We start from the raw sequence: 24,055 nt of genomic DNA, 5'->3' as shown, positions 1-24,055 counted from the left end.
GGATACACGACGCCTATGGACCTGAAAGCAAGCATCGCCCGCGCGTGGCGCACCGCACGTGACGACGAACGAGACATGGTAGTCGGCAAGGAAGGCGACAGCGGTTGGATTATCCTGCCGCTGGAGGATTCGCGCTCCGACATGATGCGCCCCAGCATCATCGTAACGCCAAACGGCCTGCGCTATCCCGAGGACCACGACAGGGTGGCGGAATTCATCGCGCAGGGAGAGTAGCCCGCGCCACGCCCATCCCCCCCACACCATCTTTGCAGCACATGAAAAAGGCCGGTTCCCCCGGCCTTTTTCATGACATACGTAAAAAATCCGCTCCTACTCCTGCGAAATGGCCTCCGCAGGACAGGAATCAATGGCTTCTTCCACACATTCCTCCGTGCTGTCTGGCTTGATGACGATGGCCTTCTCTCCTTCATCATCCATCTTGAAGACATTAGGACAGATTTCTACGCAAGACTCACAACCCATGCATGCTTCTTCATCGATGACAACAGCCATATGCAATGCCTCCATATGTTTGGAATAGACGTTCCTTCTTCTTACAATCTTCTCCAAACATTTGACCAGTAAAATTTGAAAGACACAGCCCTTTTCACCCTGCACGCTCAATTGCGCCTGCTACGTGCCACTTTTGCGGGGGGCGTACTGCGCGCTGTGCACGCATGCGCACTTCCCGCATCCGCAACTGACCGCCTTGGTTTAACAAACCCTCTTGACAGGTTATTTCCCGCCTCATACGATGTCCCATCCATCTGTGTTAAGCGGCGGCGAAAATGTCCTTTTTCCATTGTATAAACAGGTAGTTGCAATGCACATTCTTCTGGTTGAGGACGAATGCATTACACGCGAAAGCGCGCGGCTTACCCTTGAAGACGAGGGGCATGCCGTCACGGCCGTGGAAAATGGCATGCTGGCCCTTGAGGCTGCCCACGCCGCGGTCTTTGATGTCATCCTTATGGACATCAAGATGCCCGTCATGGACGGCATAGAGGCCGCCACCCACATCCGCCGGGACGCTGGCGAGGACTACTGTCCGCCCATCATCGCCGTCACCGCCTTTGCGCGGCACGACATCAGCAGGCAGAACAAAGCAGGCTTTGCAGGGTACCTCATCAAACCCTACACAAAATACGACCTCATCCACGCCGTCCAGACCTCCGCCCCAGTCAACGACTGTCCGCCCGCGGCAGCCCCGCACTCCCTCTGTACCGATTCTGAATAGCCCCTTTCGCCCCCCTGCCGTCTTCGCCTCCGAAAGCAACCAACACCCTTTCGCAACACACAACGCATGCGGCCCACCCGTAGCGCGCTTTTTCCCCGGCGGGCGGGCTGTGTGCTCTCTGCGCGCCGCCCTCTTCCCTGCGCGCCGGGGCTAAAGCTCCCCGCGCAATTGCCGATAGAGCAGATAAGGCGTTGTTTTCGTCTTGCAAACGGGGAGGGACGAGCATGTCCAATTTCAGCATCAGCAACGCGGCATCCAAGATGGCGCGGCAGACCTTTGGCGCACAAGTTGTTTCCAAAACGCTGGACTACATGAACCAATCCGGGTCCTCCTCCCCCAACCCTCTCGCCCCCGTGGACAAGACGACCTTCGGGGCACAGGTCGTCACCAAGACCCTCGACTTCATGAACGCAAAGCCCTTTGGCGGAGGAAGCAACTCGGACTATGACTTCCAAAAGGATGTCCTGCAGGCGGCAACCGTCGGCAAGGGCACTGTCTTCAATACCAACACCTAGTCCGACGCACACCGGATGAAAAGAACGCCCCATCATGAGCACCCCGCCCCGGCGGGGTGTTCGTCGTATTTACAACAATCGCATGACGTTATACGACAAGCGAGCATCGATACACTGCATCACAGCGGAGGCCCCATGACCAAGCACCTTGCCCTGTCCCTCGCCCTTGCGGGCACGCTGCTGCTCGCCGCATGCGGCGGCCAGCACTACACCCACCCCAAAGGCGAACGAAACCTGAACGTCGATTTGGAAAACTGCCGCTGGGACGCCGCCCACGAGCAGGCCGAAGACGGCAGCTGGCACCAATCCGAAAGAACGGCTGAAGAGCAGGACGCCTTTGTCCGCCGCTGCATGAAGGCCAAGGGCTACACCCTCACAAGCGACTAGCCCCCTACAAAACACAAACGCTTCCCGCCCATACGGACGGAAAGCGTCATTAACAGAAAAGGGCAAGCCCCACAGGCCGCCCCGTACCGCCGGCACCCAGCAGGTCCGGCGGGATGGTGCCCCGCGCACAGCGGCCGGGACTATTCGTCGTCGCCGTCGAGGTCCAGCAGACCACGCTCGCCAACAAAGGAAACGAAGCGCACAAGCGCCGTCTCGCCATCGGCAAACACGTCGGCAATGTCGTCAGCGGCGGCCTCGCTATAGGTGTTGCGCACAAAGTCCTTAATGCCAAGGGCAATGGCCATCTGCGCCAACTGCTCGTACTTCGGATTCTCGGTAATGAGCGAATACAGCCCACCTTCAAGCTGCTCCAGAAGCTGATCCTTGCTCAACTCCTCCAGCGGCAGTCCCTGTTCCGTTCCCATGCCTCACTCCTTGCTGTGGGTCTGACTTGTCCACGCGGTCCCGACGACCTGCCGTGAACGCACCCTAGCACGAAGTTGCCCAAGGCCCAAAGCCTGTTTTTTCAACAGGATGGAGCATAGCGTCGCCGCTGAATTCCACCGGAAGAACGTAGCACACCACCTTGCCTATGCCGCGAAAGACGCAGTGCGGCCCTTCGGGCTACAGCGCCCCATGCCGGTGCAGTGGCGCAAGCATCTCCGGGCGCGCCCGAAGCAGAAAGGACACAGTCAGGGCCGCGATAACCCCCTCAACACCGGCCACAGGCAGGTGCGCCACAAGAATCATCTGCGCGACCGGAAGCAGCGCGTCGCCGGACAGGGCAAGGGCCACGGCCACCAGCACGCCAGCGCCCAGCACTGCCGTCCCGCCGCACAAAAACGCCGCAACACGGCACCCGCCCGGGCGCGTCACAAAGCGCCGGAACACGTAATGCGCCAGCACCGCAGGCGCGGCCATGGTGAAGGTATTGACCCCAAGGGTGGTAATGCCGCCGTACTGGAACAGCACAGCCTGAAGCGTCAGCCCCACAAGGATGGCAGGGAAAGCCGCCCAGCCCAGAAAAAGCCCCAGCAGGCCATTCAGGACAAGGTGCGCACTGGATGGCCCCACCGGCACATGCACCAGCGAGGCAACAAAAAAGAATGCGGAAAGTATGGCCACGCGCATCAGCCTGTCATAATCCACAGCGCGCAGGCCAAGCGCCGTACCAAGGGTCGTCAGTGCCGCGCCGCCAAGCAGAACCGGGGCCGTCAGCACGCCTTCGGAAATATGCATACATCCTCCCTGATGGTTCCCACCGGATTACACGAACCCTTGGCACGTGTCACGCGTCGATGCGGCGGGGGCGGAATTCGTCAATCAATTTATGGGTGTTGACTCCACCGCTGCGGCTCTGACGCAAAAGTGTTTCTGCGGAGCGGATTTTTAGCGGCACGCGCCTCTGTACCGCCTCTGGTAAAAGGAATAGATTCATGCATGGTTGCACTTGCACGGAGTAACCGCTTGCTGATATTGTGTGCGGGATTTCCGTTTCTTTGTCTGTTTTATGACGTATTCACCTTTTATGGTACAGAACGGAGGTTTACATGTCGCGCACAGCTGTTCTTTTCATGGGCATTCTCGCCCTTGTGGGCCTGTGTTTCGCCCCGGCCTTTGCCGGGATGGAAGCCCCGCAGGACCCCATCACCCTCATGGTGCCTGATGGCGAAAAAGCCACCAAGCCGCCGGTGGTCTTTCCCCATGCCAACCACGGCGACCTTGAGTGTACAGCCTGCCACCACACGTGGGACGGCTCTTCCGACATCATGAAGTGTAAAAGCTCGGGCTGCCATGACCTGTACCCGGACAAGAAGGGCGAGCAGTCCTACTACCGGTCCTATCATGCCAGCACCGAGCGCAGCTGCCTCGGCTGTCACCGCATCAAGCGCAAGGCCAAGGAACCGTACGGCCCCACCAGCTGTAAGCAGTGCCACGCCGAGTAGCTCCGCGTAACGCCACGTATCCGCATCCGGGGACGCGCAAGCGCCGCTCCCCGGATGCGCTTTTTTCCACTCCCGGACGCGCCGGAGTTTTCCAAGCACGCGGAGTATGCTAGACAGAAACAAGACGCCCACGACCAACACACAAGCAGGCCAACGTCTGGCCACGCACTGGCAACCCCGGAGGAACACCCCTCATGCCGACGTCCAAGAAAAGCGGCAAGCGTCTGGATACCAAGATTCCCACTCTCGGTCCGGCAAAAATACCGTCCAACATGCCCTACTGCCGGTTCACGGACGACTCCGCCACCACGGAAATCAACATCGCGCAGGATTTGGACCACGGCACCGCGCCCAACCAAATTCTCAAGCTGGAGCTCGCCGGCCCGCGCGAGCACACCTATTTCGACCCTTCCAAGACCAAATGCGCCATTGTCACCTGCGGCGGACTGTGCCCGGGGATTAACGACGTTATCCGCGCCATCGTCATGGAGGCGCACCACAACTACCGCGTGGCCGCAACCCTCGGCATCCGCTACGGCCTTGAGGGCTTCATCCCCAAGTACGGCCACCCCATCGAGGAACTCACCCCCGAGTCCGTCTCGGACATCCACATGTTTGGCGGCACCATGCTCGGCTCCTCACGCGGGCCGCAGCCGCCGGAGGAAATTGTAGACGCGCTGGAGCGCATGAATATTTCCGTCCTCTTCCTCATCGGCGGGGACGGCACCATGCACGCCGCCGAAAGCATCCTTGAGGAAGTAACGCGCCGTAAACTCAAAATCTCCATCATCGGCATCCCAAAGACCATCGATAACGACATCAACTTCGTCTATCAGTCCTTTGGGTTCGACACCGCCGTCGAGGCCGCCACCCTCGCCATCGACTGCGCCCACACCGAGGCGACCGGCGCCTACAATGGCGTCGGCATGGTCAAGCTCATGGGGCGCGAGTCCGGCTTTATCGCCGCGCAGGCCACCCTGGCCCTCAAGGTCGTCAACTTCGTCCTCGTCCCCGAAGCCCCCTTCCCACTGGAAGGCGAAGGCGGCCTTTTGGACGCCCTTGAAAAACGCCTTGAAAAGCGCGGACATGCCGTCATTGTCGTGGCCGAAGGCGCAGGGCAGGACCTGTGCGAAACCTCCGGAGACACCGACGCCTCCGGCAACCCCATCCTTGGCGAAATCTGCACCATTCTGCGCAACCGCATTGGTGAGCACTTCAAGGAAAAGGACCTGCCGCTCACCCTCAAATTCATCGACCCCAGCTACATCATCCGCTCGGTCCCGGCCAACGCCAACGACCGCGTCTACTGCGGCTTCCTCGGCCAGCATGCGGTGCACGCCGCCATGGCAGGCAAAACCGGCATGGTCATCAGCAAAATGCGCGGGCATTACATTCATCTGCCCCTGCATCTTGTCACCACCAACCGCCGCACCATCAAGACGGACTCCGACTACTGGCGCTCCGTCCTCGAATCCACGGGCCAATTTATGTACATGCCGTCCTGCTTTAGCGGACAGCGCAAATAGCTCACCCTGCCCGCCCGGCACGCACCGGGCGGGCAAAACACAGAGCCACGCGTCCCGCCACACGCCGCCTTCACAAAGCGGCCCGAAGGATGCCGCGGTCCCATATACGCTCAGTTGACCACCACGTGCACAGCCTCTTTCTATGGTGACTTATGCTTCGACGCCTCGCCACGCTCCTTCTGGTGCTCGCCCTCTGCGCCGCCGCCATCCCCCGCGCCGCCCACGCGCAGGAGGAACGCGTCACCATGAAATTTCACGGCCCGGACGTCTCCATCCCTGAACTCACCGTCCTTGATGGCGCCCAGCCGCGCATCGTGCTCGACGTCACTGGCGCAGACCGCTGGAATGCCCCCGCACGGCAAGACCTTGACGGCCAGCATCTCACGCACCTCACCAGCGCCTACCGCCGCGTCGGCGGGCAGGTTCAGGTCGTCATCGGCCTTCGCCATCCGCCCTCGCACTACACAATTTCCACGTTCTACGAAGTTTTTGGCGACACCATTGCCTTTGTGGTCATTGTTGCGCCGCACGGCAACAGCCCCCAACAGCGCGCCGCGCCACGCAAAACGCCCTAGAGGCATCGTTCCAGCATTTCACCCGCACTCCCACCACCGCGCCCATATGCTCAAAAAGCCATGCATCTCAGGCTATTATGGCCCGAATTGACAAGGGCTCACCTATGGCTATTGTATGGGGATGCGCAACACTCATTTCCTCAGGGCCCTTGTGGCCCTTGTCGCCTGCATTGGCGTCATTCTCTATCCGGACCGCGACGCACTGGCGTGGGGGCCCGGCGTGCACATCGCCATTGGCGAGTATTTTCTGAGCAATCTGTCCCTGCTGCCGCCCCTTGTTGCGGAGCTGCTGCGGACGTATCCCAGCTCGTTTCTGTATGGCGCGCTCAGCGCCGACATCTTCGTCGGCAAAGGCTCCACCGTGCACCCAACGCACAGCCACAACTGGAACGTCGCCCAGACCCTGCGCGCCTCCGCGCCCAGCCCCAAGGTGCAGGCCTACGCGCTGGGCTATCTGTCGCACCTTGCTGCGGACACCATCGCCCATAATCACTACGTGCCCAACATGCTCTCCGCCATGCCCATGGCCGGAAAGCTCAGCCATGTCTATACAGAGATGCTGGCGGACAACCTTGTCCGCTGGGACAAGCGCAAGGCCCGCCGCCTGCTGCGCCGTCAAAACGCCGAAGCCGACGTCACCCTGCTTGCCGCCATGGGCTGCACCAAGCTTCCCTTCGTGCTCAAGAAGCACCTCGTCCACAACAGCCTGCGGCTGACCGAGCGCAAAAGCCTCGGCCATTCTCTCGACATTGCGCGGCGGCATCTCGCGCCAACCGGCGTGCAGCCCTACTTTCACGACATGTTCGCCCTCAGCATCAACGTCGTCGGCGAAGTGCTCCGCAATCCCGACTCCGCCGCCGCCCTCGCCCATGACCCCGTGGGCACCCGCGCCCTGTGGAGCGTCAAACAAATCATGCGCAAACGCTACCGCCGCAAGCTCCATCACGGACCGCGGCGGCTTGGCACCATGTATCCCGTACCGTCCGACCTCGTCGGCGTTCGCCCGCCCCGGCGCAGTGCACACATCGACGCCGCCCTGCTTCTGAAACATCATCCGCCGCGCCGCCTGCGCGGGACGCGCCGCCGCGCCGGCTCGCAGTCCCTGCCGCCCACCGGCACCACCGGCTAGCCCTCACCACAATGCGACTCTGGCGACGAAGCGTTTCCTACGTTCGGGCGACACCGCTCCCCCACGCCACCAAGTGCGTCTTCCTCTTCCTCTCGTGCCTCAGCGGCATCGAGGCCATAGACGCCATCGCCCATGGCCGCGTCGCCCTCGCCATCCTCCTCTGGTTCTCCGCCTTCGCCGCCCTCGGCGTCAGCATTCTCGCCGCCGCCGACGCCATGACGCGCTATCGCGAATACCAGCGGCTGCGCGATGCCTTCGAGCGCTTCGGCTTCCATCCGCGCATCGTGCACCACGTCGCGCGCTCCCGCTGCCAACGCGATGCCGCCCTGCGCGCCGCCGACGAAACCGGCTTCGCCCAGCACACCCGTACCTACTTTCACAGCCTCGGCTACCGCTGGTACCACCTCCTCCCAGACGCCTTCATCCGCCGCCCATGGCTCGCCCTCTCACCTTCCTTCCTCAGCCGGACCTTTCTGCCCGGCAAACGGGGGCGTCGAGGCACAGGGAAATAAAGAGGGCCTCCGGCGCTTCGACACGACCCGGCAAAGGGAAAAGCCTCCGGCGGGTTAAGGGCCGTGGGCCCTTAACGATCCCATTTATACGCCAGTCTTGCGTCCCACACACGCAGCCTCTATCAGGCCCCGACAACGCCTCGCCCACGCGGGCAACCGCCCCAACGTAAGGGCCATACCCACCCCCTTTTTTCGGGCTGGCTTCCAGCCCGAAAACCTTGGGATTCTTAAGCGCCCACGGCCCTTAAGCCGCCGGAGGCCCCCTCTCGACTCACGGCGTAACGACCCGGCCCATCACATGGCACCCAAAAAAAGGCCCGCCGCGGTGCGGCGGGCCTTCACTCTTCCCCCGGGAGGTAAAGAGTTCAGGGCGCTAGGCTTTTTCGACCTTAAGCGCGTCTTCGAACAAGGCGGTCAGCTTGAAGGTTTTGCCTCCGGCCTCGAACGTATGTTCGTTGGCGGGAAACAGTTGCACGGTTGGGGACCAGGCATCGCCTAGGAAGACATCCTTGGCTTCGCCGTTGCTTTCGAAGCGCAAGGCCGTCCCGTCGTCTAAGGTCAGTATCTCCCCGTGATGAATCTCAACGGGCAGATCGGATTCCTTGTATTCCATGGTTCACCTCCGAGCACCACCGGGGGACGCCTCCACTATACCCCCACAAAAAGAAAACACAATACTTATTCAAGCAATCCAAAAGCATACCAGCGCATTAGGAGATTTTGTTTTACCGTCCGCCTCATCGCGCATAGCAGAGCCAGTACACGCGCGATGAGGCGCAACATGCATGCTGCGCATTGGTATTGTACAACCATACTGGGCCATGAAGCGGGTTTAACAGTTCCTGAAACGACGTTGCGAGAATGCGCCAAAGGGGGTTGACGAACCCTGTGCTTTTCCAGATTGTTGGCGCATGCAACGATTTTTCCTGACATTCATCCTGTGTGCTGTCCTTTTCTGGCCGCCCACCGTAGGGCACGCAGCGGCGCAGTCCACTGTGGACGCCACGCTGTCCCACATGAGCCTTGAGGAAAAGGTGGGCCAGCTGTTCATGGTGTGGTTCGAGGGGCGCGAGAATGCGCCGCTGCTGCGTGAAGCCATCACCCGCCGCCACGCTGGCGGCATTATTCTGTATGATATTACGGACAATGTTGGCACGCCGACGGAGGTTGCCCGGCTGACCAATGCGGCGCAGCGTATGGCGGCGAAATCTGGTGCGGGCGTCGGCCTCCTGATTGGTATTGATCAGGAAGGCGGCCCCGTGGTGCGGCTGAAGAACGGCTTCACCGTGTTGCCGTCCGCGGCGGCTATTGGGGCCAGCGGCTCGCCGGACCATGCGGCGCGCGCGGCAAGCATCATGGCGCAGGAAATGCGCGCGGTGGGGATTAATGTCACCTTTGCACCGGACGCGGATGTCAATTCCAATCCGGATAATCCCATTATTGGGGTGCGCTCCTTTGGCGGCACGCCGTCGCAGGTGACGGCCATGGCCCGCGCGGCCATGGAGGCGACGATGGAACACGGTGTTCTGCCGGTGCTGAAACATTTTCCGGGGCATGGGGATACGGGATTTGACTCCCACCTGCACTTGCCCCGCGTGGCGCATCCTCGCAAGCGGCTGGACGCCGTGGAACTGGCCCCGTTTCGGGAGCTTGCCCAAGCGGCACCGGCCATCATGACCGCGCATGTTGCCGTTCCCGCCCTTGAGCCGAACCCGGATGTTCCGGCCACTCTCTCGCGCCGGGTGCTGACGGACGTCCTGCGTGGGCAACTGGGCTTTGCAGGCCTTGTTGTGACCGACTCCCTCGGTATGGGGGCCATTGCCAACACCTTTGGTGCGGGCGATGCTGCGCTTCGGGCCTTTCAGGCTGGGGCGGATTTGTTGCTCTTTGGCGCGGACAAGGGGCACTCGCCTCAGGAGGCGCTGGACGCCATGGACACGGTCCTGCGCGCCGCGCGCCGGGGTGATATCTCGCGGCAGCGGCTGGACGCATCCGTACGCCGCATCCTGCACGTCAAGGCGCAGCTTGGCGCGTTGCAGCCACGGCTGGTGGATGCCAAGGCCGCGGCGCGCCGTGTTGGCACGCTGGGCAGCCGCCGCGCCGCAGACGCCATTGCTCTGGCCGGAACCCGCATCCTGCGGGACACGCAAAACCTGCTGCCCCTGCCCAAAAGCTCCGCGCCGGTGGTGGTCCTTCCCAAGGGCGTCGCCACGGCTGACGATATCCTAACGGCCTTTCCAAGCGGCACATGCCTTATCCGCATCCCCGCGCACCCGGCGGAGCAGGATGCCGCCACAGTGGCGGCGCGGGCAGGCGAGCGCCCCATCATTGTACTCATTGGCAAGACGGGGAAGGCCCCGAAACAGGTTGCCTTTCTCCGCGCCCTTGTGCAAAAGGCGGGTGCGCAGGCGCCCGTGGTTGCCGCTGCGCTGGACATGCCCCACGCGGTGCTTGCAGAGACGGACATCCCCTGCATGGTGGCCACGTGGTCATCGGTTCCGGCCAGCATCAGGGCCTTGGCACGAACCCTGTTCCACGCCAAATAGCGACGGGCGGCGCATTTGCCCCTACCAATGCCATGCGCGCGATAAAGCCGCACCAGAAACGCTCTGGTCATTGATTCCACCACGCATGGCTGGTACATTTACTGGACTCCCAATCATTCCCACAACCGAGCAAGGAAACAGCACATGAGCATCCAGGACGATGTGAGAATAGTTAAACCGTTCCTGGCCGCAGTAAAAAGCGTCATCTCGACCATGGCTATGATCGAGGTTAAATCCGGCCAGCCCTACATCAAGCGCGACACGGTCGCCATGGGAGACGTCACCGGCGTCATCAGCATGTCCGGTGAGCGCAACGGCACCATCTCCGTCACCTTTACGGAAAAAAGCATTCTGACCATCGTCAGCAATATGCTGGGTGAACCCATCACCGAAATGGGGCAGGACATCCGCGACGCTGTGGGCGAAATCACCAATATGATTTCCGGTCAGGCACGCAAGGGCCTTGCCGAAGTAGGCATGACGTTTGAAGGCGGCATCCCCACGGTCATCATGGGCACAAATCACACCATCACCCACATTTCCAAGGAACCTATCCTCGCCATCCCCTTTTCCACGGATCAAGGGGACTTCACCGTCGAGGTCTCCTTGGAGTGATGCCACGCGCACGCGCGCTGACTTCTTGCGCCGGTTTGTCGGCGGCGCCTTGCCCTCTCCCCGTTGCTCACACGCCCATGCGCATCTCCGGCACAACTTCCTCCGGCAGTGAGGCTTAATCATGAAGAAGACCTTTATCATTTTCGGCCTTATCGGGGCGGTGCTCGTTACGCTCGTCGCCCTAGCAACCGTGCTGGCCCCCATTTATCTGAACCCCAACGACTACAAGGACGAGATCGCCGACCTTGTCCACAAGCACACCGGCAGGACCCTCACCTTCAATGGTGATATCGGCCTGTCCGTGTTCCCGTGGCTTGGGGTGGAGCTTGGCCCTGTTGCGCTGTCCAACGCGCAGGGCTTTGGGGAAGCCCCCTTTGCCGAGGCCGCACATACGTCCATTCAGGTGAAGCTGCTGCCGCTTTTGAGCAAGGACGTCCACGTCAAACACGTGAACGTTGACGGCCTGTCCCTGCACCTTGCGCGCGACGCCAAGGGCGCAACCAACTGGGCAGACCTTCAGGCCAAGAAGGCGGCGCCAGCTGTCGAACCAGCCAGCCCCGCCCCGCAGACGGATGCGGGCGGCTCGGCGCTTCCCGTTTCCTCCCTTGCCGTTGGCAGTGTGTCCCTGAGTAACGCGCGCATCGCATGGGACGATGCCTCAACCGGCGACAGCTACCGCCTGAGCAGTCTGCAATTCAGCACCGGTCCCCTTGCGCCGGGGCGTCCTTTTGACTTTACCTTTGCCACCACGGCGGCGGCGAACAAGCCCGCCCTCAGCGGCGACATCCGCCTTGCGGCGCAGGCCGAGGTCTCGCCGGACTTCACCCGGCATACGCTCAAGAACGCTTCGCTCAATCTGGCCGTAGCGGGAGAGGACATCCCCGGCGAGGAAATCGAAGCCGCCGTCTCCGCCGACATCATGATTGACCTGAACAAAGGCAACATTTCCATTGAACAGCTGGCGCTCAAGGCCGCTGGGCTGGACGTGACGGGCAAGGTGGACATCAAGCACTTTGACGCCACACCGCAGGTAGACACGGATCTGTCCTTCAAACAGTTCAACCCGCGTCAGGTTATGCGCACGCTGGACCTGCCGGAGCCAGAAACGGCAGACCCCACCACGCTGCAAAGCGCCAAGCTGGACATCACCGCCTCGGTAACGCCAACGTCGGTGAATGTGCCAAGGCTGGACCTTGTGCTGGACGACACGTCCCTGTCCGGCTCTGCCCGCGTCAGGGATTTTGACACGCCGGACGTGGCATTCAACCTTGTGGCGGACGCACTGGATGTGAACCGCTACCTGCCTCCGGCTCAGGAAGAGGACGGCGGCGGCAAAGCGTCCACCGGCGGGAAAAACGCGACCTCTGCCGAGGGCGACGGCGCAGGCATCGACAAAGCCTTCCTACGCTCCCTCAAGGTGGACGGCTCCCTCAAGGTCGGCACCCTCAAGGTGCATAAGCTGCGCTTCAACGACGTGCAGGTGAAGGTGCAGGCCCTTGACGGCCTCATCCGCATCAATCCGTTCTCCGCCGGAGCCTTTGGTGGCCGCCTGCAAACGGCCTTCACCACAGACATGCGCACGGACACCACCACGTCCTCTCTCAAGGCCAACGTGGACGGGCTGAACCTTGGTTCCGTGCTCACGGAATTTGCGGGCAAGGACTACGTGACGGGGACCACCACCGCCAGCCTTGATGTTTCCGGCACGGGGGAAAGCTGGTCCACCCTCAGCCGCACCCTCGACGGCGTGGCGGCAGTCACCCTGCGCGACGGCGTGTTCAAGGGCTTCCAGATTATTCCGGAGCCGGTGCGGGCCGCAGCCGCGCAGCACGACCCGCAAAACCGCACCAAAAAAAACATCGAAAAACAGCAGCCCTTCCAGAGCCTCAGCGCCAGCCTCAAGGTCCGCGACGGACTGGTCTCCACCAACGACACCGTGCTCACCGCCCCACACCTCAAGGGCGTGGGCAATGGCACGCTGGACCTGTCGCGCAACTGGGTGGACTATAACACCGCCATAAGCATCTCCGCCCTGCCCAGTGTGCCCTTTAGCATCAGCGGCCCGGTCACGGACCCGTCCTTCTCCCTCAACAAGACGGCGTTCCTCAAAAATCTTGTCACCAGCCCGCTGGATGTAGGCAAAAAGGCCCTCGACATCGGCGGTGATGTGGGCAAGGGCACCCTCGACATCGGCAAAGACGTTATTCAGGGCATAGGCAAAGGCATAGGCAAGGGCCTCGACTCCATCTTTGGCGGCAAAAAGCGCATCGAAGAATAGTCCCCACCGCCCCGGCTTTTCCATCCAACCACGCCGCCTGGCGCACCCCATTTTTCCCTGTCGCGCCGGGCGTCTTCCCGGTTGCTTTTCTCCGGCTTCAAAGGCATGGTTCCCCGTTTGCCAACGCATACGGATGACCACACCTTGTGAACCTCTACGCCCGGAAAAGACCAATGACCGCGAAAGGCTACCTCTACGTCATCATCGCCGCCACGCTGTGGGGCATTACCGGCCCGCTGGCCAAATATGCATTCTCCTATGGCGTCCAGCCGCTGGAAATCGCCTTCTGGCGTTGCGCCATCCCGTTTGTTCCCTTCGCCTTCCAAGCCCTGCGCGGCAGAAGCCTGCGCATTGACCGTGGCGACAGGATGGCTGTGCTGTCCTTTGGCCTGATCTGCGTTGCGGCGTTCTATGGCGTGTATCAGCTGGCTATTGAGGCTGGCGGCGCGGCCATGGCCTGCGTACTGATGTACACCGCACCGGCATGGGTCGCCATCATGGCGTGGCTGGTGCTGGGCGAAACAATGACGCCCGCCAAGGTCGCCGCCGTGGTTGCCACCCTTGTGGGCGTGGCCGGCGTGAGCGGCGTCTTCTCCGGCGCGGACGCGGCCACGCTGTCCGTCACCGCCATTGTCTTTGGCATTGCCTCGGGCATGACCTACGCCATGTATTTTATTTTCGGAAAGCGCCTCATGCCGCGCTACACCACGCCGCAGCTGTTTTTCTACGGCCTGCCTGTTGGCGCGCTGGTGCTGTTCCCCATGGTGGACTTTCACGACAAAACCCCCGGCGCATGGGCGGCCATTTTTGCGGTGTGCATCCTGTCCACCTACCTTGCCTACTCCTTTTATTATGCCGGGCTGAAGCATTTGGAGGCCACGCGGGCATCCATTGCCGCCACCATTGAGCCTGTTGTCGCCTCGTCCATCGCCTTTGTGTGGTGGGATGAAAGTTTCAGCGTTATGGGATATATGGGAAGCGCGCTCATCCTTGGCGCCGTCATCCTCATCATCCTCGACGGCAGACGCGCCGAAGCGCCCCTTCCGGACTAACGCCCGGACGCACCCACAACCCGCATCCGCAAAGACGCTATGCTCGTACAAGTCAAGGCTTCCGCCGGTTCCGGCAAGACGTTTGAACTCACCTCGCGCTTTCTGCGCCTGCTCCAGCAGGCCAGCGACGGCGTGCCCGCCGCATGCGGCGCTGTCCCCGGCGAAGGGTACGGCTGGTCCGAAATTCTGGCCGTCACCTTCACCAACAAGGCCGCCGCAGAAATGAAAGAACGCGTGGTCTCCTCCCTCAAGGACCGCGCCCTCGGCGAAACGGGCGGCCCTGCGGGGGAATGGAGCAAGGGCGAAGCCGCACTGTGGCTGACCCGCATCCTGCGCCACTACCACCAGCTGAACATCCGCACCATCGACAGCCTGCTGAATATGTTCATGCGCATCTTCGCGCTGGAAATCGGCGTTGCGCCGGACTTTGACGTTATCTTCGACGTGGACGAGGTCTTTGCGGAACTGTTCGACGGCCTCACCGCCCGCGCCGAGGATGGCGGCGAGGATGAACAGCAAATGATCCGCGAAGCCCTGAGCGCCATGCTCCATATGGAGAATAAGCCCGGCTTTAACCTGTGCCAGAGCTTTCGCGAGCGCCTCACCGCCGTACTGCGCTACCGCCTTGGCGACCCCGCGCCCTTCCAGACGGACCCGCGCATCCTGCACGATGTGGTCGTGACCCACCGCCAACGCTTCACGGATGCCGCACGCTCCATGCAGGACGTCATTGCGGAGCACAACGTGGACGTGCTGGCCAACTTTGCCAAGTTTCTGGACAAGTGCGTCGCCCACACGGAACGCGGCGATGTCCCCAAGTCCGCCTATATCCAAAAGGATTGCCTTGCGGACTGCGTCAAAAAAGCCGCCAAGAACAGCGTGCCGGACGCCGCAGAGGACGCCTTTGCCGCGCTGCAAACCGCATGGACGGTCTATAAGGACCTGCGCCCGGTCTTCGAAAGCGCGCGCAACCTTGCGCCCTTCATCCCCTTGGCGGACCGCCTGCTGGATGGGCTGAAAAAGCTGGAGGAAGACTCCGGCGTGCTCCTCAATGGGCAGTGCCCCGCCATTGCCCACCGCCTGCTGGACGACGCAACGGGCGTGCCCGATGCCTACTGCCGCATGGGCACCCGCCTTATGTATATGCTCATTGACGAATTTCAGGACACGGGCCGCGACCAATGGCTGGCGCTGCGCCCACTGACGGCGGAATGCGTCGCCAAGGGCGGCGGCATGTTCTTTGTGGGCGACGTGAAGCAGGCCATCTACGGCTGGCGCGGCGGCGACGCCCGCCTGTTTGACGAAATTCCAGAGGACGAAGAGCTCTCGGCCATGGTGGAGGCCACCCGCGCCACCCTGCCCCGCAACTGGCGCAGCAGCGAAGTCATTGTCGACTTCAACAATCAGGTCTTTGAGCGGCTGGCGGACCCTGCCACGGCGCGCGTTGTGGCAAACGCCATGCAGGACGGCGCGCCCAAGCACGCGCGTGAAGCCTTTGCGGAAAACCTCATCACGGCCTTTACCGGCACCGCGCAGGAAGTGGCCCCGCCCAAGGCCGGCTCCGGCGGCTACGTGCGCCTTGAGCGCGTCTTCCGCGACGACAAGGCCGAACTCTTCGAGGCCGTGCGCGACCGCCTGCACGACATGTTCCTTGGCGACCTGCTGCGCCGCCGTCCGTGCTCCGACGTGGCGGTGCTGGTGCGCTCCAATGCCGAGGCGTCGGAAGTGTCGCGCTGGCTCATTGAATGGGGCGTTCCGGTCATTACCGAAAACAGCCTCAGCCTTGCCGAGCACCCCATCATCCGCCAGCTTGCCGCGCTGATGACCTTTCTCGACTATCCCTTTGACGACCTTGCCCTGTGGGAGTTCGTCTCCGGGCATGAAATCTTCCTGCGCCACACGGGGCTGGATATCGACACCCTGACGGACTGGCTGGCCACCTGCGAGCGCGGTCCGCTGTTCCCGCGCTTCCGCGAGGCTTTTCCCGAGGCATGGGACAGGCACATTGCGCCCTTCCAGCAGCAGGCCGGGCTGATGAGCCCCTACGACATGGTCCGCGAAGTGGCCGCGCACTTTCACATCATTGAGCGCCACCCGCAGGACGAGCTGTTCGTGCGCCGGTTTATGGAAGTGGTCCACGCCGCCGAGGAATCCGGCAGGCAGTCCCTGTCCGCCTTCCTTGAATACTGGACGCAATCCGGCGGCGAGGAAAAAGTGCCCCTCCCGGAGAGCATTGACGCCGTGCGCGTAATGACCATCCATCAGTCCAAGGGGCTGGAATTTCCCGTCTGCGTGGTGCCCTTCCACCACTGGAACGCGGACCCGCGCAACGAGCTTGTGGCCGTGGAGCAAGGCGCCACCCGCCTGCTGGTCCACCTGCGCAAAGAGCTGGACGACCTGTACTGGAACCACACCGCCAAGGTCATGCAGGAGCAACTGAACCTGCTGTACGTGGCGTGGACGCGCCCGGTGGAGGAACTCTACTGCCTGCTCACATCCACCAAGCGCTTTCAGGGCTACCCCTTTGTGAAGGGCGTGGACGCCCTCGTCGGCGCGGACCTGTGGCAAACGGCGGATGATGCGGAATTCCGCGAACACGGCGTGCGGCCACGCATCCCGGACGCGCCCCTGCCGGACACCCTTGCCGGGTCCCAGCCCGAAGGCGGCGACATCGCGCCCCTGTCCGCCGAGGACCGCCACACCGCCGAGACCCCAGCGCGCCCCATGGCGTGGCTGCCGCGCCTCAAGATTCACCGCCACTTTGAGGACGACCTTTCGCACGATGAGCTGCTGGCCGGGCGCACATGGGACGAGCGCGCACGCGGCACCCTCATGCATACCGCCCTCGACCGCCTGCGCGTTGAAGACGACATGGACGCCGCCACCCGCCGCGCCGCAGAAAGCGCCGTGGCAACGCATGCGGACATCCTGCCCGTTGGCGCTGAGGCCCGCTCCGCCATCACCGCAGAGGCCGAAGACATCCTGCGCTGGGTGGTCACCGTGCCCGGCTTCCTCAGCTGGCGCCAGAACGGCGCGCCCGAATGCCCCATCCTCGACGCCGAGGGCAACGAGCACCGCCCGGACCTGCTGGTTACTGGCCCTGAGGGCACCCACGTTGTGGAGTACAAAACCGGCGCGCCAGACCCTGCGCACGAGGAGCAGGTCCGCCGCTATCTGCGCCTTGTGGCGGCCATGGACGCCCTGCCCGCGCCGCACCACGGCACCATCATTTATCTGGACCGCAAAATCACCGTCGACGTCAGTCCGCGTCGTCAGGAGCCGACCAATGCCTGATTCTGAAATCTTCATCGTCAGCGCCTGCCTTGCCGGGTGCGCCACCCGCTACGACGGCAAGGACAACGCCTGCGACGCCGTAGTGGAACTGGTGCGTCAGGGCCGCGCCATCCCCGTCTGCCCGGAACAGTTGGGCGGCCTGCCCACCCCGCGCCCCTGCTCGGAGCGCCGCGACGGACGCGTGGTAACCGACGGCGGCGAGGACGTCACAGAACAGTTCACCCGCGGCGCGCGCGAGGCACTGCGCCTTGCCCGCCTTGCCGGATGCCGCACCGCCGTCCTCAAGATGCGCTCCCCCTCCTGCGGGGCGGGCCGCATTTATGACGGCACCTTCTCCGGCACACTCATCCCCGGTGACGGTATTTTTGCGGCCCTGTGCAAGGCCGAGGGCATCACCGTCATGAATGAAGAGACGTTCACCGCCAAGGACGCCGCATGTCCCGAGTAATCCTTGTTGACTGGCGGCAGGATTTCATCCCCGCCCTGCGCGATATTCTTGTGGAGCGTACCGGCGGCGACATGCGCGGCGCCGTGGTGGTCTTTCCCCACCAGCGCCCGCGCCGCCACCTTGTGGAACTGCTCTGCGCCGACGAGAGCCTGCCCAAGCCGCTCTTTCTGCCCGAGGCCCTATCCGTGAACGACTGGATAACGGACCTGCGCCACCAGCTGGACCCCAGCCCCCTGCGCACGGTGAACCTGCTTGACCGGGCGGGCCTGCTCTATAACGTGGTGGCCGAACTGCGCCAGACCGAGGGCGGCCTGCTTGGCGAACTGCCCGTTGAGCGCGAGCGCTTCTTCCCGTGGGGCGCGCGCCTTGCCGAACTGCTGGAGGAGCTGTTCCGCCACTCCCGCACGCCGCGCAACCTGCTCCACCTCTCCACGGAAGTGCAGCCCATGGCCGCCGCACTGCTGGAGCACCTCGCCCGCATTCACGAGGCCTATGACGCCCGCCTGACCGAGCGCGGCTGGACCACGCCGGGGCGCGACGCCCGCTATGTGGCCCAGCACGGGGAAGAGGCGGCGCGGCTCATGGACGGCAAAACCATCATCCTTGCGGGCTTCTACGCCACCACAGGCACCGAGGACGCCCTCTTTCGCGCCATGTGGGAGCATGCGGGGGCCGACGTGGTCCTGCATACGGACCCACAGTTGGCGACCTTTCCCGATCAGGCCCACTGGACGTGCAGCGAGCACCAACGCTGGCTGGAACGCTGGAGCGCCATCCCCGAATGCCGGGACTCCGCCGCGCCCATCGCAGAGCCGGAACTGTCCTTTGTAGAGGGCTTTGACCTGCACTCGCAGCTCAGCGCCCTAGAGGACACCCTCACCGGCGCAGAACCGCGCGACACCGCCGTGGTCATCCCGGACACCGCCTCGCTGATGCCCGTGCTCCACCATCTGCCCGTCAAGGACGTGAACGTCTCCATGGGCTACCCGCTGTCGCATTCCAGCGTGCACCGCCTTGTGGAAATCATCCTGCGCCTGCAGGAGACCTCGCAGGGGCCGGGCCGCTACTACTGGCGCGAGGTTGTCGCGCTGCTGCGGCATCCGTACCTTAAAATGCTGGAGCCGGGGGACACCGCGCCCATGCGCGGCATTCTGCGGCACTTTGAAAAATCCATCCGCTCGGGCGGCACCTTTCTGGACCCGCTGGACTGGGCGCCGGAGCCGGACGCGTGGCCCGAGGACGCGGACCAACACTTCAAGAACGTCCAGCTTGCCTGCCTGCGCGACGTGCTCACCGCCTGCCTGACGCGTTTTGAACACGTGCGCGACCTTGCGGGCCTTGGCGACGCCCTGCTCGGCGTGGCCGCCGTGCTGGTGCCCGAAGACGGCGCAGGCCCATGGCACCGCTTCCCCATTGACGCGGAGTGCCTGTTCCGCCTTGTCAAAAGCACCATCCCGGACCTGACGGACTGCGCCATCAGTCACGACCCAACCTCGCGCAGTGTCCTCTTCTCCATCCTGCGCCAGCTTATCCGGCGCGAGCGCGTCCCCTTTGAGGCAGAACCGCTCACGGGCCTTCAGGTGCTGGGCATGCTGGAATCGCGCCTGCTGAAATTCTCCACCGTGCACATCGTGGACGCCACGGATGATAAGCTCCCCGGCGCGCCCGCCTACGATCCGCTGCTGCCGGACCCGCTGCGGCGTGAACTGAACCTGCCGGACGGCCGCCACCGGAGCCTTGTTTCCGCGCACAACTTCCACCGCCTCATCGCCGGGGCAAAGAGCGTGCGCATCTACTACCAAAGCGGCTCCGACGGCGCAGGTCCCCTTGGCGGCAAAAGCGTACGCAGCCGCTTTGTGGAGGAACTGCTGTGGCAGGAGGAAAAGAAACGCGGCCACCGCATCGAAAGTGGCGCGCCGCCGCTGGAGACCGTCTCCTTCCCTGTGCGCGGCATCCCCACAGCGGAGCATGCCATTGAAAAGACCGCCACCATTCAGGACGCGCTGGAGCGCATGCTGGCTACCAAATCCATCTCCGCCTCGCGGCTGGACGCCTATCTGCGGTGCCCGGTGCGCTTCTTTTATCAGGTGCTTACGCCCCTGCGCCCTGTGGACGAAGTCAGCGAGGACGGCGATCCGGCAGAGCTTGGCACCCTTGTGCACGGCGTCCTCCAGAGCTTTTTAACGCCCTATGTGGGAACACCGACGGACATCGGCGCCCTGCCCGCAAGCGAGCTGATGGACCTGTTCTCCCAGCAGCTGCATGCGTCGGCCTTTTTCTCGCAGATGCCGTGGGACATGCGCACCGCCCTTGAAAGCACCGGGCGCGAACGCCTGCGGCGCTTCCTTGCCGGGCAGGGCATGACCACCATCCTCAAGCTGGAGGACCGCTTTGAAACGCCGTTTGAGGTGGACGAGACCTCCGTCCTCATCAACGGCGTCTTCGACCGCGTGGACGAGCGCGACGGCGACGTGCTCATCCTTGACTACAAGACCGGCGGCATGGGCGTGCCCGCCCACGGCCTGTGGACGGACGACGAGCTGTGGGACCGTGTCGCCACATGGGAACCGGGCGAGGACTCCCCTCTGCCACACCTTGCAGACCGCCTGCCCAGCATCCAGTTGCCGCTCTACTGCGCCATTTACGCCAAAACCACGGGCACCCTCCCCGCCAATGCCGCGTGGGTGGAACTGCGCTCGCAAGGCGCGGAAAACCCGCTCTTCAACGCCCAAAGGGCCGACGACGAAATGCGAGAGGCCGTCATCACGGACCTCACGCCAACGGCGGTGCGCTTTCTGCTGCGCCACATGAGCGCGTGCGAACGCTTTGAGGCGCGGCCCGGGCGGCACTGCGACTGGTGCCCCTACGGCTTTGCCTGCCCCAAATCATAACGGACCTCACGCGCGCCCCGGCCACATGGCTTGGGGCGCGTTTTTTATCAGCAAAAATATTCCCTTCACCCACGGCCCTTCCCGCAGATTTACCCAATTCCATCCCATCAACCCGTTGCCTCGACGCGACTTTTGGTCTATCTTCACACGTAGGGATACAAATCAAGCAAACCATGCGTGATGTGTAGCACCAAGCCGTATTTCGTATATCTCATCACACGCGTGAAAGACGGCCACCCCTCGACCGCCACCGTCTCGGGGCCATATGGGGGACCGCAAGGGAGAACCAAAGCGTATGACGCTTTACAAGACCTACAGCGGTGAACACTTTCCAAAGGTCTACCTCGTCGTCCGCAAGGGAGACGTGCCCGAAAAAATCGTCCCCTTTAACATTTTGTACCTCTTCGGGCCGCTGACACTCTCCAAAGGCTCCATCAATGCCTCGCACCTGCCCTTTGCCAAGGGCGGACAGCACCGCATAGAGCAAACCATTGAAGAGGACGGCTACTGTTTCTACAAGTGGCCGGGGAAAATCCTTGGCAGCACCCTTGGCGACGTGCTGGAGCCGCTGGACGCTCCGCCGCCCCCCCGGTCCTGCAACGCGTCCTAATTCCCCCACTCTTCCCCCCAAGGACAGACAAGGCCGCCCGGCACCATCCAGTGGATGGTGCCGGGCGGCCTTGTCTGTGGCGTACGGCGCTCCAGAGCGCAAGGAGCGCGGACAACAGCCCGCGCCGTAGCACGGCGGCCACCACAGCCGCCATGCGGGCGCAGGGCGCGCACACAACGCGCCCAAATTCGTATTACTTTTTGCGCGCCAAAGGATGCGCCTTGTCGTAGGACTGCATGATCTTGGACATGGTGAGGTGGGTGTAGCGCTGGGTGGTGGTGAGGCGCGAGTGCCCAAGCAGTTCCTGCACGCTGCGCAGGTCGGCCCCGGCCTCCAAAAGGTGCGAGGCAAAGCTGTGCCGCAGCATATGCGGGTGCACGTCCTCTGGCAGTCCCGCCAGCTTCGCCAGCCGCTCAAGGATGCGATTCGCCTGCCGCCGCTGGAGCGCGCCCCCGCGGTCGCCAAGAAACAGCGCCGTCTGCGTCAGGCTCTGCGTAAACTCGTCCCGCACGGCCATATACTCATCCAGCCGCCGCGCTCCGGCCTCGGACAAGGGGCACAGACGCTCCTTGGAGCCTTTACCCAGAACGCGCACCACGCCGGAGCCGGTGTCCACATCATCCACGGACAGCCCCAGCGCCTCGCTAATGCGCAGGCCCGAACCATACAAAAGTTCCGCAAGCGCCATATCGCGCAGGGAGCGCGGGTCAGCCCCGGTTTTGGCTTCCATCAGCGCAAGGGCCTGATCCACATTCAGCGCCTTGGGGTGATGCACCTCCTGCTTGGGGTTCTTCACACCCGCAACAGGGTTGGACATCGCCATGCCATTCTTGGCCATATACTTAAAAAACGCCCGCAGGCTGGACAGCTTGCGCCCCACGGTCGTCTTCGCCAGCTTGCGGCGGTGCAGTTCCGCCATAAATGAGCGTACGTGCGTGCGGTCCACGCTGTCCGGCTCGGCAAGGCTAAGGCCCCGGCCGTCCAAAAAACCTTCAAACTGCTCAAGGTCGCGGCCATAGGCGCTGACCGTGGCGGTGCTGTAGCCCTTTTCCACGGCAAGCCAGCCCAGAAAGGCCATGGCCGTATCCGGCAGTGCAAAATCGTCAAACGTGTCCATGCTGTGTGGTCCTTGTCTCCTTGCGCGCAGGCGCGCCGCCAACGCGGGGCGCATCACTCAAGGCTATATTCCATGCCCGGCCACTGGTGCACCAGCCCCTGCACCTCAAGGAGCAGGAGCACGCTGCTGGTCTGCGCCGCAGGCCAGCCCAAATCGCGCGAGAGGGTATCAATATGCACGCGGTCGTTGCCGCGCAGGGCGTCCACCACCAGCTGGGAATCCTCATCCAGCCCGGCAAAGCGGTCCCCGTCCTGCACGGCGCCTTCAGGGTCCGCGCCGCCCGTGGCAGCCACAACGCGTGCGGGGCTGCGGGGGACAACGGCGTCCGTAGCCGAACCAACAACCGGGACCGCGCCAGCCCCGCCGGGCGCGCCCAAGGCGTCAGCAAGCCGTCCCTGCTCCGGCTTTGGGCCCTCGTGCGGGGTGGCGGCCTTTTGGGGGCGCACAGCCACCGCGCCGCCTTCCATCACCGCGCGGATCTGCGGGGCAAGGTCGCGCAGGATGTCCGAGGCATGGCCCGCAGGGGTTGCGCCCTCGTCCAAAAGCCCCCGGCAGCCGTCAAAGGACGGCATATCGTCCGGTCCGGGCACGGCGTAGACCTCGCGCCCCTGTTCAAGGGCCATCCGCGCCGTAATGCGCGAGCCGCTGCGCCGCGCGGCCTCCACAACCACCACGCCAAGGGACAGTCCGCTGACGATGCGGTTGCGGTAGGGAAAATTCTGCGCCGCCGGGCCTGTGCCCGGGGCAAACTCGGAGACAAGAAGCCCGCGCTGCTCCAGCAGGGCGCGCACGTCGGCATTCTCCGGCGGATAGGTGCGGTCCAGCCCGGTGCCAAGCACGGCAATGGACGAACCGGGACCATCCAGCCCGGCCAAATGCGCCTGCCTGTCAATGCCCCACGCCAGCCCGGAGACCACGGTCACGCCTGCGCCGGATAGCTCCGCGCTGATGCGCCGCGCGTGCGAGATGCCCGTCCCGCTGCAACTGCGCGAGCCGACCACGGCAACACAGGCGCCGCGAAGCAAGTCCACGGCGCCGGAATAGTACAGCAAAAGGGGTGGGTCGGGGAGCCTGCGGAGCAGGTCCGGAAAACGGGGGTCGTCGTAAAGCAGGACGGGTTGGCGGCATTTGCGGGCGGCCTCGTGCTCTTCGTCCACGGCGGCTTCCCACGCGCCGCGGACGTAGCTCTCCACCTGTCTGACGGAGGCAAGGCCAAGCCCGCACCACTGGCGGACATCATCGGCGGCGTCGCGGGCGCAGCCGTAGTGGTCCAAAAGACGCTTCCATGTACGCGGGCCAATGTGCAAACAGTGGCGGAGAGACAGACAGGCCCGGTACTCGGCAAGACGCTCGGCGTTCATGGCGGCAACGGCTCCG

At 63.3% G+C, this 24,055-nt stretch carries 23 protein-coding genes; 17 read left to right on the top strand and 6 right to left on the bottom strand.

The features are described from left to right. The first annotated feature begins 15 nt into the window (after positions 1-15). Positions 16-234, top strand: a complete 219-nt coding sequence (locus ACYQ2T_RS14635; protein WP_459901535.1) for a hypothetical protein — start codon at positions 16-18, stop codon at positions 232-234. 96 nt (positions 235-330) lie between these two features. Here the strand turns inward: ACYQ2T_RS14635 and ACYQ2T_RS14630 are convergent, their stop codons facing one another. Next, positions 331-513, bottom strand: coding sequence for a ferredoxin (locus ACYQ2T_RS14630; protein WP_459901533.1), 183 nt, complete (start codon positions 511-513; stop codon positions 331-333). A 310-nt stretch (positions 514-823) separates the two neighbouring features. On the opposite strand from ACYQ2T_RS14630, the gene ACYQ2T_RS14625 reads away from it, so the two are divergent. The 3 genes from ACYQ2T_RS14625 (at position 824) to ACYQ2T_RS14615 (ending at position 2,139) form a co-directional block, all read left to right on the top strand. Beyond that, on the top strand, positions 824-1,237 hold the full coding sequence (locus tag ACYQ2T_RS14625; RefSeq protein ID WP_459901532.1) for a response regulator: 414 nt from the start codon (positions 824-826) through the stop codon (positions 1,235-1,237). A gap of 224 nt (positions 1,238-1,461) precedes the next feature. Continuing rightward, positions 1,462-1,752 (top strand): hypothetical protein, encoded by a 291-nt coding sequence (locus tag ACYQ2T_RS14620; RefSeq protein WP_404843090.1) that lies wholly within the window; start codon positions 1,462-1,464, stop codon positions 1,750-1,752. A 135-nt stretch (positions 1,753-1,887) separates the two neighbouring features. Further along, on the top strand, positions 1,888-2,139 hold the full coding sequence (locus ACYQ2T_RS14615) for a hypothetical protein (protein ID WP_459901531.1): 252 nt from the start codon (positions 1,888-1,890) through the stop codon (positions 2,137-2,139). Between the two features lie 140 nt (positions 2,140-2,279). On the opposite strand, the gene ACYQ2T_RS14610 is transcribed toward ACYQ2T_RS14615, so the two are convergent. Both ACYQ2T_RS14610 and cbiM read right to left on the bottom strand, forming a co-directional pair. Continuing rightward, positions 2,280-2,564 (bottom strand): hypothetical protein, encoded by a 285-nt coding sequence (locus ACYQ2T_RS14610; RefSeq protein WP_459901529.1) that lies wholly within the window; start codon positions 2,562-2,564, stop codon positions 2,280-2,282. Between the two features lie 199 nt (positions 2,565-2,763). Beyond that, positions 2,764-3,378, bottom strand: coding sequence for a cobalt transporter CbiM (gene cbiM / locus ACYQ2T_RS14605; protein ID WP_404843093.1), 615 nt, complete (start codon positions 3,376-3,378; stop codon positions 2,764-2,766). A gap of 311 nt (positions 3,379-3,689) precedes the next feature. Here cbiM and ACYQ2T_RS14600 point away from each other — a divergent pair, with 311 nt between their 5' ends. From ACYQ2T_RS14600 to ACYQ2T_RS14580, 5 genes are all read left to right on the top strand, one after another. Next, positions 3,690-4,085 (top strand): cytochrome c3 family protein, encoded by a 396-nt coding sequence (locus ACYQ2T_RS14600; protein ID WP_459901527.1) that lies wholly within the window; start codon positions 3,690-3,692, stop codon positions 4,083-4,085. A 194-nt stretch (positions 4,086-4,279) separates the two neighbouring features. Then, positions 4,280-5,611, top strand: a complete 1,332-nt coding sequence (locus ACYQ2T_RS14595) for an ATP-dependent 6-phosphofructokinase (RefSeq protein ID WP_459901526.1) — start codon at positions 4,280-4,282, stop codon at positions 5,609-5,611. 152 nt (positions 5,612-5,763) lie between these two features. After that, positions 5,764-6,186 (top strand): hypothetical protein, encoded by a 423-nt coding sequence (locus ACYQ2T_RS14590; protein WP_459901524.1) that lies wholly within the window; start codon positions 5,764-5,766, stop codon positions 6,184-6,186. A 121-nt stretch (positions 6,187-6,307) separates the two neighbouring features. Further along, entirely contained in the window at positions 6,308-7,315 is a 1,008-nt protein-coding gene (locus ACYQ2T_RS14585; RefSeq protein ID WP_459901522.1) for a zinc dependent phospholipase C family protein, read from the top strand. Between the two features lie 11 nt (positions 7,316-7,326). Continuing rightward, positions 7,327-7,827 (top strand): hypothetical protein, encoded by a 501-nt coding sequence (locus ACYQ2T_RS14580; protein WP_459901520.1) that lies wholly within the window; start codon positions 7,327-7,329, stop codon positions 7,825-7,827. A 373-nt stretch (positions 7,828-8,200) separates the two neighbouring features. Here the strand turns inward: ACYQ2T_RS14580 and ACYQ2T_RS14575 are convergent, their stop codons facing one another. Next, positions 8,201-8,440, bottom strand: a complete 240-nt coding sequence (locus ACYQ2T_RS14575; protein WP_404843099.1) for a hypothetical protein — start codon at positions 8,438-8,440, stop codon at positions 8,201-8,203. A 298-nt stretch (positions 8,441-8,738) separates the two neighbouring features. Between ACYQ2T_RS14575 and ACYQ2T_RS14570 the strand changes: the two genes are divergently transcribed. The 8 genes from ACYQ2T_RS14570 (at position 8,739) to ACYQ2T_RS14535 (ending at position 21,561) form a co-directional block, all read left to right on the top strand. Next, the gene (locus ACYQ2T_RS14570; RefSeq protein WP_459901518.1) at positions 8,739-10,373 is read left to right on the top strand and encodes a glycoside hydrolase family 3 protein; all 1,635 of its coding nucleotides are present in this window, start codon (positions 8,739-8,741) and stop codon (positions 10,371-10,373) included. 144 nt (positions 10,374-10,517) lie between these two features. After that, the gene (locus ACYQ2T_RS14565; RefSeq protein ID WP_404843101.1) at positions 10,518-10,988 is read left to right on the top strand and encodes a chemotaxis protein CheX; all 471 of its coding nucleotides are present in this window, start codon (positions 10,518-10,520) and stop codon (positions 10,986-10,988) included. Between the two features lie 121 nt (positions 10,989-11,109). Continuing rightward, on the top strand, positions 11,110-13,266 hold the full coding sequence (locus tag ACYQ2T_RS14560; protein ID WP_459901516.1) for an AsmA family protein: 2,157 nt from the start codon (positions 11,110-11,112) through the stop codon (positions 13,264-13,266). Between the two features lie 173 nt (positions 13,267-13,439). Then, positions 13,440-14,318 carry a DMT family transporter gene (locus tag ACYQ2T_RS14555; protein ID WP_459901515.1) on the top strand — a complete coding sequence of 293 codons (879 nt, stop codon included), beginning with the start codon at positions 13,440-13,442 and terminating at the stop codon, positions 14,316-14,318. Positions 14,319-14,357: 39 nt separating this feature from the next. Further along, on the top strand, positions 14,358-17,612 hold the full coding sequence (locus tag ACYQ2T_RS14550) for a UvrD-helicase domain-containing protein (protein ID WP_459901513.1): 3,255 nt from the start codon (positions 14,358-14,360) through the stop codon (positions 17,610-17,612). Then, the gene (locus tag ACYQ2T_RS14545; RefSeq protein WP_459901511.1) at positions 17,605-18,060 is read left to right on the top strand and encodes a 2-thiouracil desulfurase family protein; all 456 of its coding nucleotides are present in this window, start codon (positions 17,605-17,607) and stop codon (positions 18,058-18,060) included. The genes ACYQ2T_RS14550 and ACYQ2T_RS14545 overlap by 8 nt, the downstream gene beginning before the upstream one ends. After that, a complete protein-coding gene (locus tag ACYQ2T_RS14540; protein ID WP_459901510.1) occupies positions 18,048-20,951 on the top strand; it encodes a PD-(D/E)XK nuclease family protein in 2,904 nt (967 codons plus the stop codon). Before ACYQ2T_RS14545 ends, ACYQ2T_RS14540 begins: the two co-directional genes overlap by 13 nt. Positions 20,952-21,246: 295 nt before the next feature. Beyond that, positions 21,247-21,561, top strand: a complete 315-nt coding sequence (locus ACYQ2T_RS14535; protein WP_459901509.1) for a hypothetical protein — start codon at positions 21,247-21,249, stop codon at positions 21,559-21,561. Between the two features lie 193 nt (positions 21,562-21,754). On the opposite strand, the gene ACYQ2T_RS14530 is transcribed toward ACYQ2T_RS14535, so the two are convergent. Both ACYQ2T_RS14530 and dprA read right to left on the bottom strand, forming a co-directional pair. Then, the gene (locus tag ACYQ2T_RS14530; protein ID WP_459901508.1) at positions 21,755-22,678 is read right to left on the bottom strand and encodes a tyrosine recombinase XerC; all 924 of its coding nucleotides are present in this window, start codon (positions 22,676-22,678) and stop codon (positions 21,755-21,757) included. Positions 22,679-22,731: 53 nt separating this feature from the next. After that, positions 22,732-24,039: a DNA-processing protein DprA gene (gene dprA, locus ACYQ2T_RS14525; RefSeq protein ID WP_459901507.1), complete on the bottom strand. Its 1,308-nt coding sequence runs from the start codon at positions 24,037-24,039 to the stop codon at positions 22,732-22,734. Between the last annotated feature and the right edge of the window lie 16 nt (positions 24,040-24,055).

The organism is Desulfobaculum senezii (genome assembly GCF_054657395.1).
Note: the sequence above shows the minus strand (reverse complement) of the source record. Positions and strands in the feature narration are given on the sequence as shown.

Bases quoted from the DNA above. Each gene is read 5' to 3' on its own strand.
- ACYQ2T_RS14570 (WP_459901518.1), top strand. From the start codon at position 8,739: ATGCAACGATTTTTCCTGACATTCATCCTGTGTGCTGTCCTTTTCTGG.
- ACYQ2T_RS14580 (WP_459901520.1), top strand. From the start codon at position 7,327: ATGCGACTCTGGCGACGAAGCGTTTCCTACGTTCGGGCGACACCGCTC.
- ACYQ2T_RS14600 (WP_459901527.1), top strand. From the start codon at position 3,690: ATGTCGCGCACAGCTGTTCTTTTCATGGGCATTCTCGCCCTTGTGGGC.
- ACYQ2T_RS14575 (WP_404843099.1), bottom strand. From the start codon at position 8,440: ATGGAATACAAGGAATCCGATCTGCCCGTTGAGATTCATCACGGGGAG.
- ACYQ2T_RS14560 (WP_459901516.1), top strand. From the start codon at position 11,110: ATGAAGAAGACCTTTATCATTTTCGGCCTTATCGGGGCGGTGCTCGTT.
- ACYQ2T_RS14610 (WP_459901529.1), bottom strand. From the start codon at position 2,564: ATGGGAACGGAACAGGGACTGCCGCTGGAGGAGTTGAGCAAGGATCAG.
- ACYQ2T_RS14550 (WP_459901513.1), top strand. From the start codon at position 14,358: ATGCTCGTACAAGTCAAGGCTTCCGCCGGTTCCGGCAAGACGTTTGAA.
- ACYQ2T_RS14555 (WP_459901515.1), top strand. From the start codon at position 13,440: ATGACCGCGAAAGGCTACCTCTACGTCATCATCGCCGCCACGCTGTGG.
- ACYQ2T_RS14585 (WP_459901522.1), top strand. From the start codon at position 6,308: ATGCGCAACACTCATTTCCTCAGGGCCCTTGTGGCCCTTGTCGCCTGC.
- ACYQ2T_RS14535 (WP_459901509.1), top strand. From the start codon at position 21,247: ATGACGCTTTACAAGACCTACAGCGGTGAACACTTTCCAAAGGTCTAC.
- ACYQ2T_RS14630 (WP_459901533.1), bottom strand. From the start codon at position 513: ATGGCTGTTGTCATCGATGAAGAAGCATGCATGGGTTGTGAGTCTTGC.
- ACYQ2T_RS14615 (WP_459901531.1), top strand. From the start codon at position 1,888: ATGACCAAGCACCTTGCCCTGTCCCTCGCCCTTGCGGGCACGCTGCTG.
- cbiM (WP_404843093.1), bottom strand. From the start codon at position 3,378: ATGCATATTTCCGAAGGCGTGCTGACGGCCCCGGTTCTGCTTGGCGGC.
- ACYQ2T_RS14595 (WP_459901526.1), top strand. From the start codon at position 4,280: ATGCCGACGTCCAAGAAAAGCGGCAAGCGTCTGGATACCAAGATTCCC.
- dprA (WP_459901507.1), bottom strand. From the start codon at position 24,039: ATGAACGCCGAGCGTCTTGCCGAGTACCGGGCCTGTCTGTCTCTCCGC.
- ACYQ2T_RS14620 (WP_404843090.1), top strand. From the start codon at position 1,462: ATGTCCAATTTCAGCATCAGCAACGCGGCATCCAAGATGGCGCGGCAG.
- ACYQ2T_RS14530 (WP_459901508.1), bottom strand. From the start codon at position 22,678: ATGGACACGTTTGACGATTTTGCACTGCCGGATACGGCCATGGCCTTT.
- ACYQ2T_RS14625 (WP_459901532.1), top strand. From the start codon at position 824: ATGCACATTCTTCTGGTTGAGGACGAATGCATTACACGCGAAAGCGCG.
- ACYQ2T_RS14545 (WP_459901511.1), top strand. From the start codon at position 17,605: ATGCCTGATTCTGAAATCTTCATCGTCAGCGCCTGCCTTGCCGGGTGC.
- ACYQ2T_RS14635 (WP_459901535.1), top strand. From the start codon at position 16: ATGGACCTGAAAGCAAGCATCGCCCGCGCGTGGCGCACCGCACGTGAC.
- ACYQ2T_RS14590 (WP_459901524.1), top strand. From the start codon at position 5,764: ATGCTTCGACGCCTCGCCACGCTCCTTCTGGTGCTCGCCCTCTGCGCC.
- ACYQ2T_RS14540 (WP_459901510.1), top strand. From the start codon at position 18,048: ATGTCCCGAGTAATCCTTGTTGACTGGCGGCAGGATTTCATCCCCGCC.
- ACYQ2T_RS14565 (WP_404843101.1), top strand. From the start codon at position 10,518: ATGAGCATCCAGGACGATGTGAGAATAGTTAAACCGTTCCTGGCCGCA.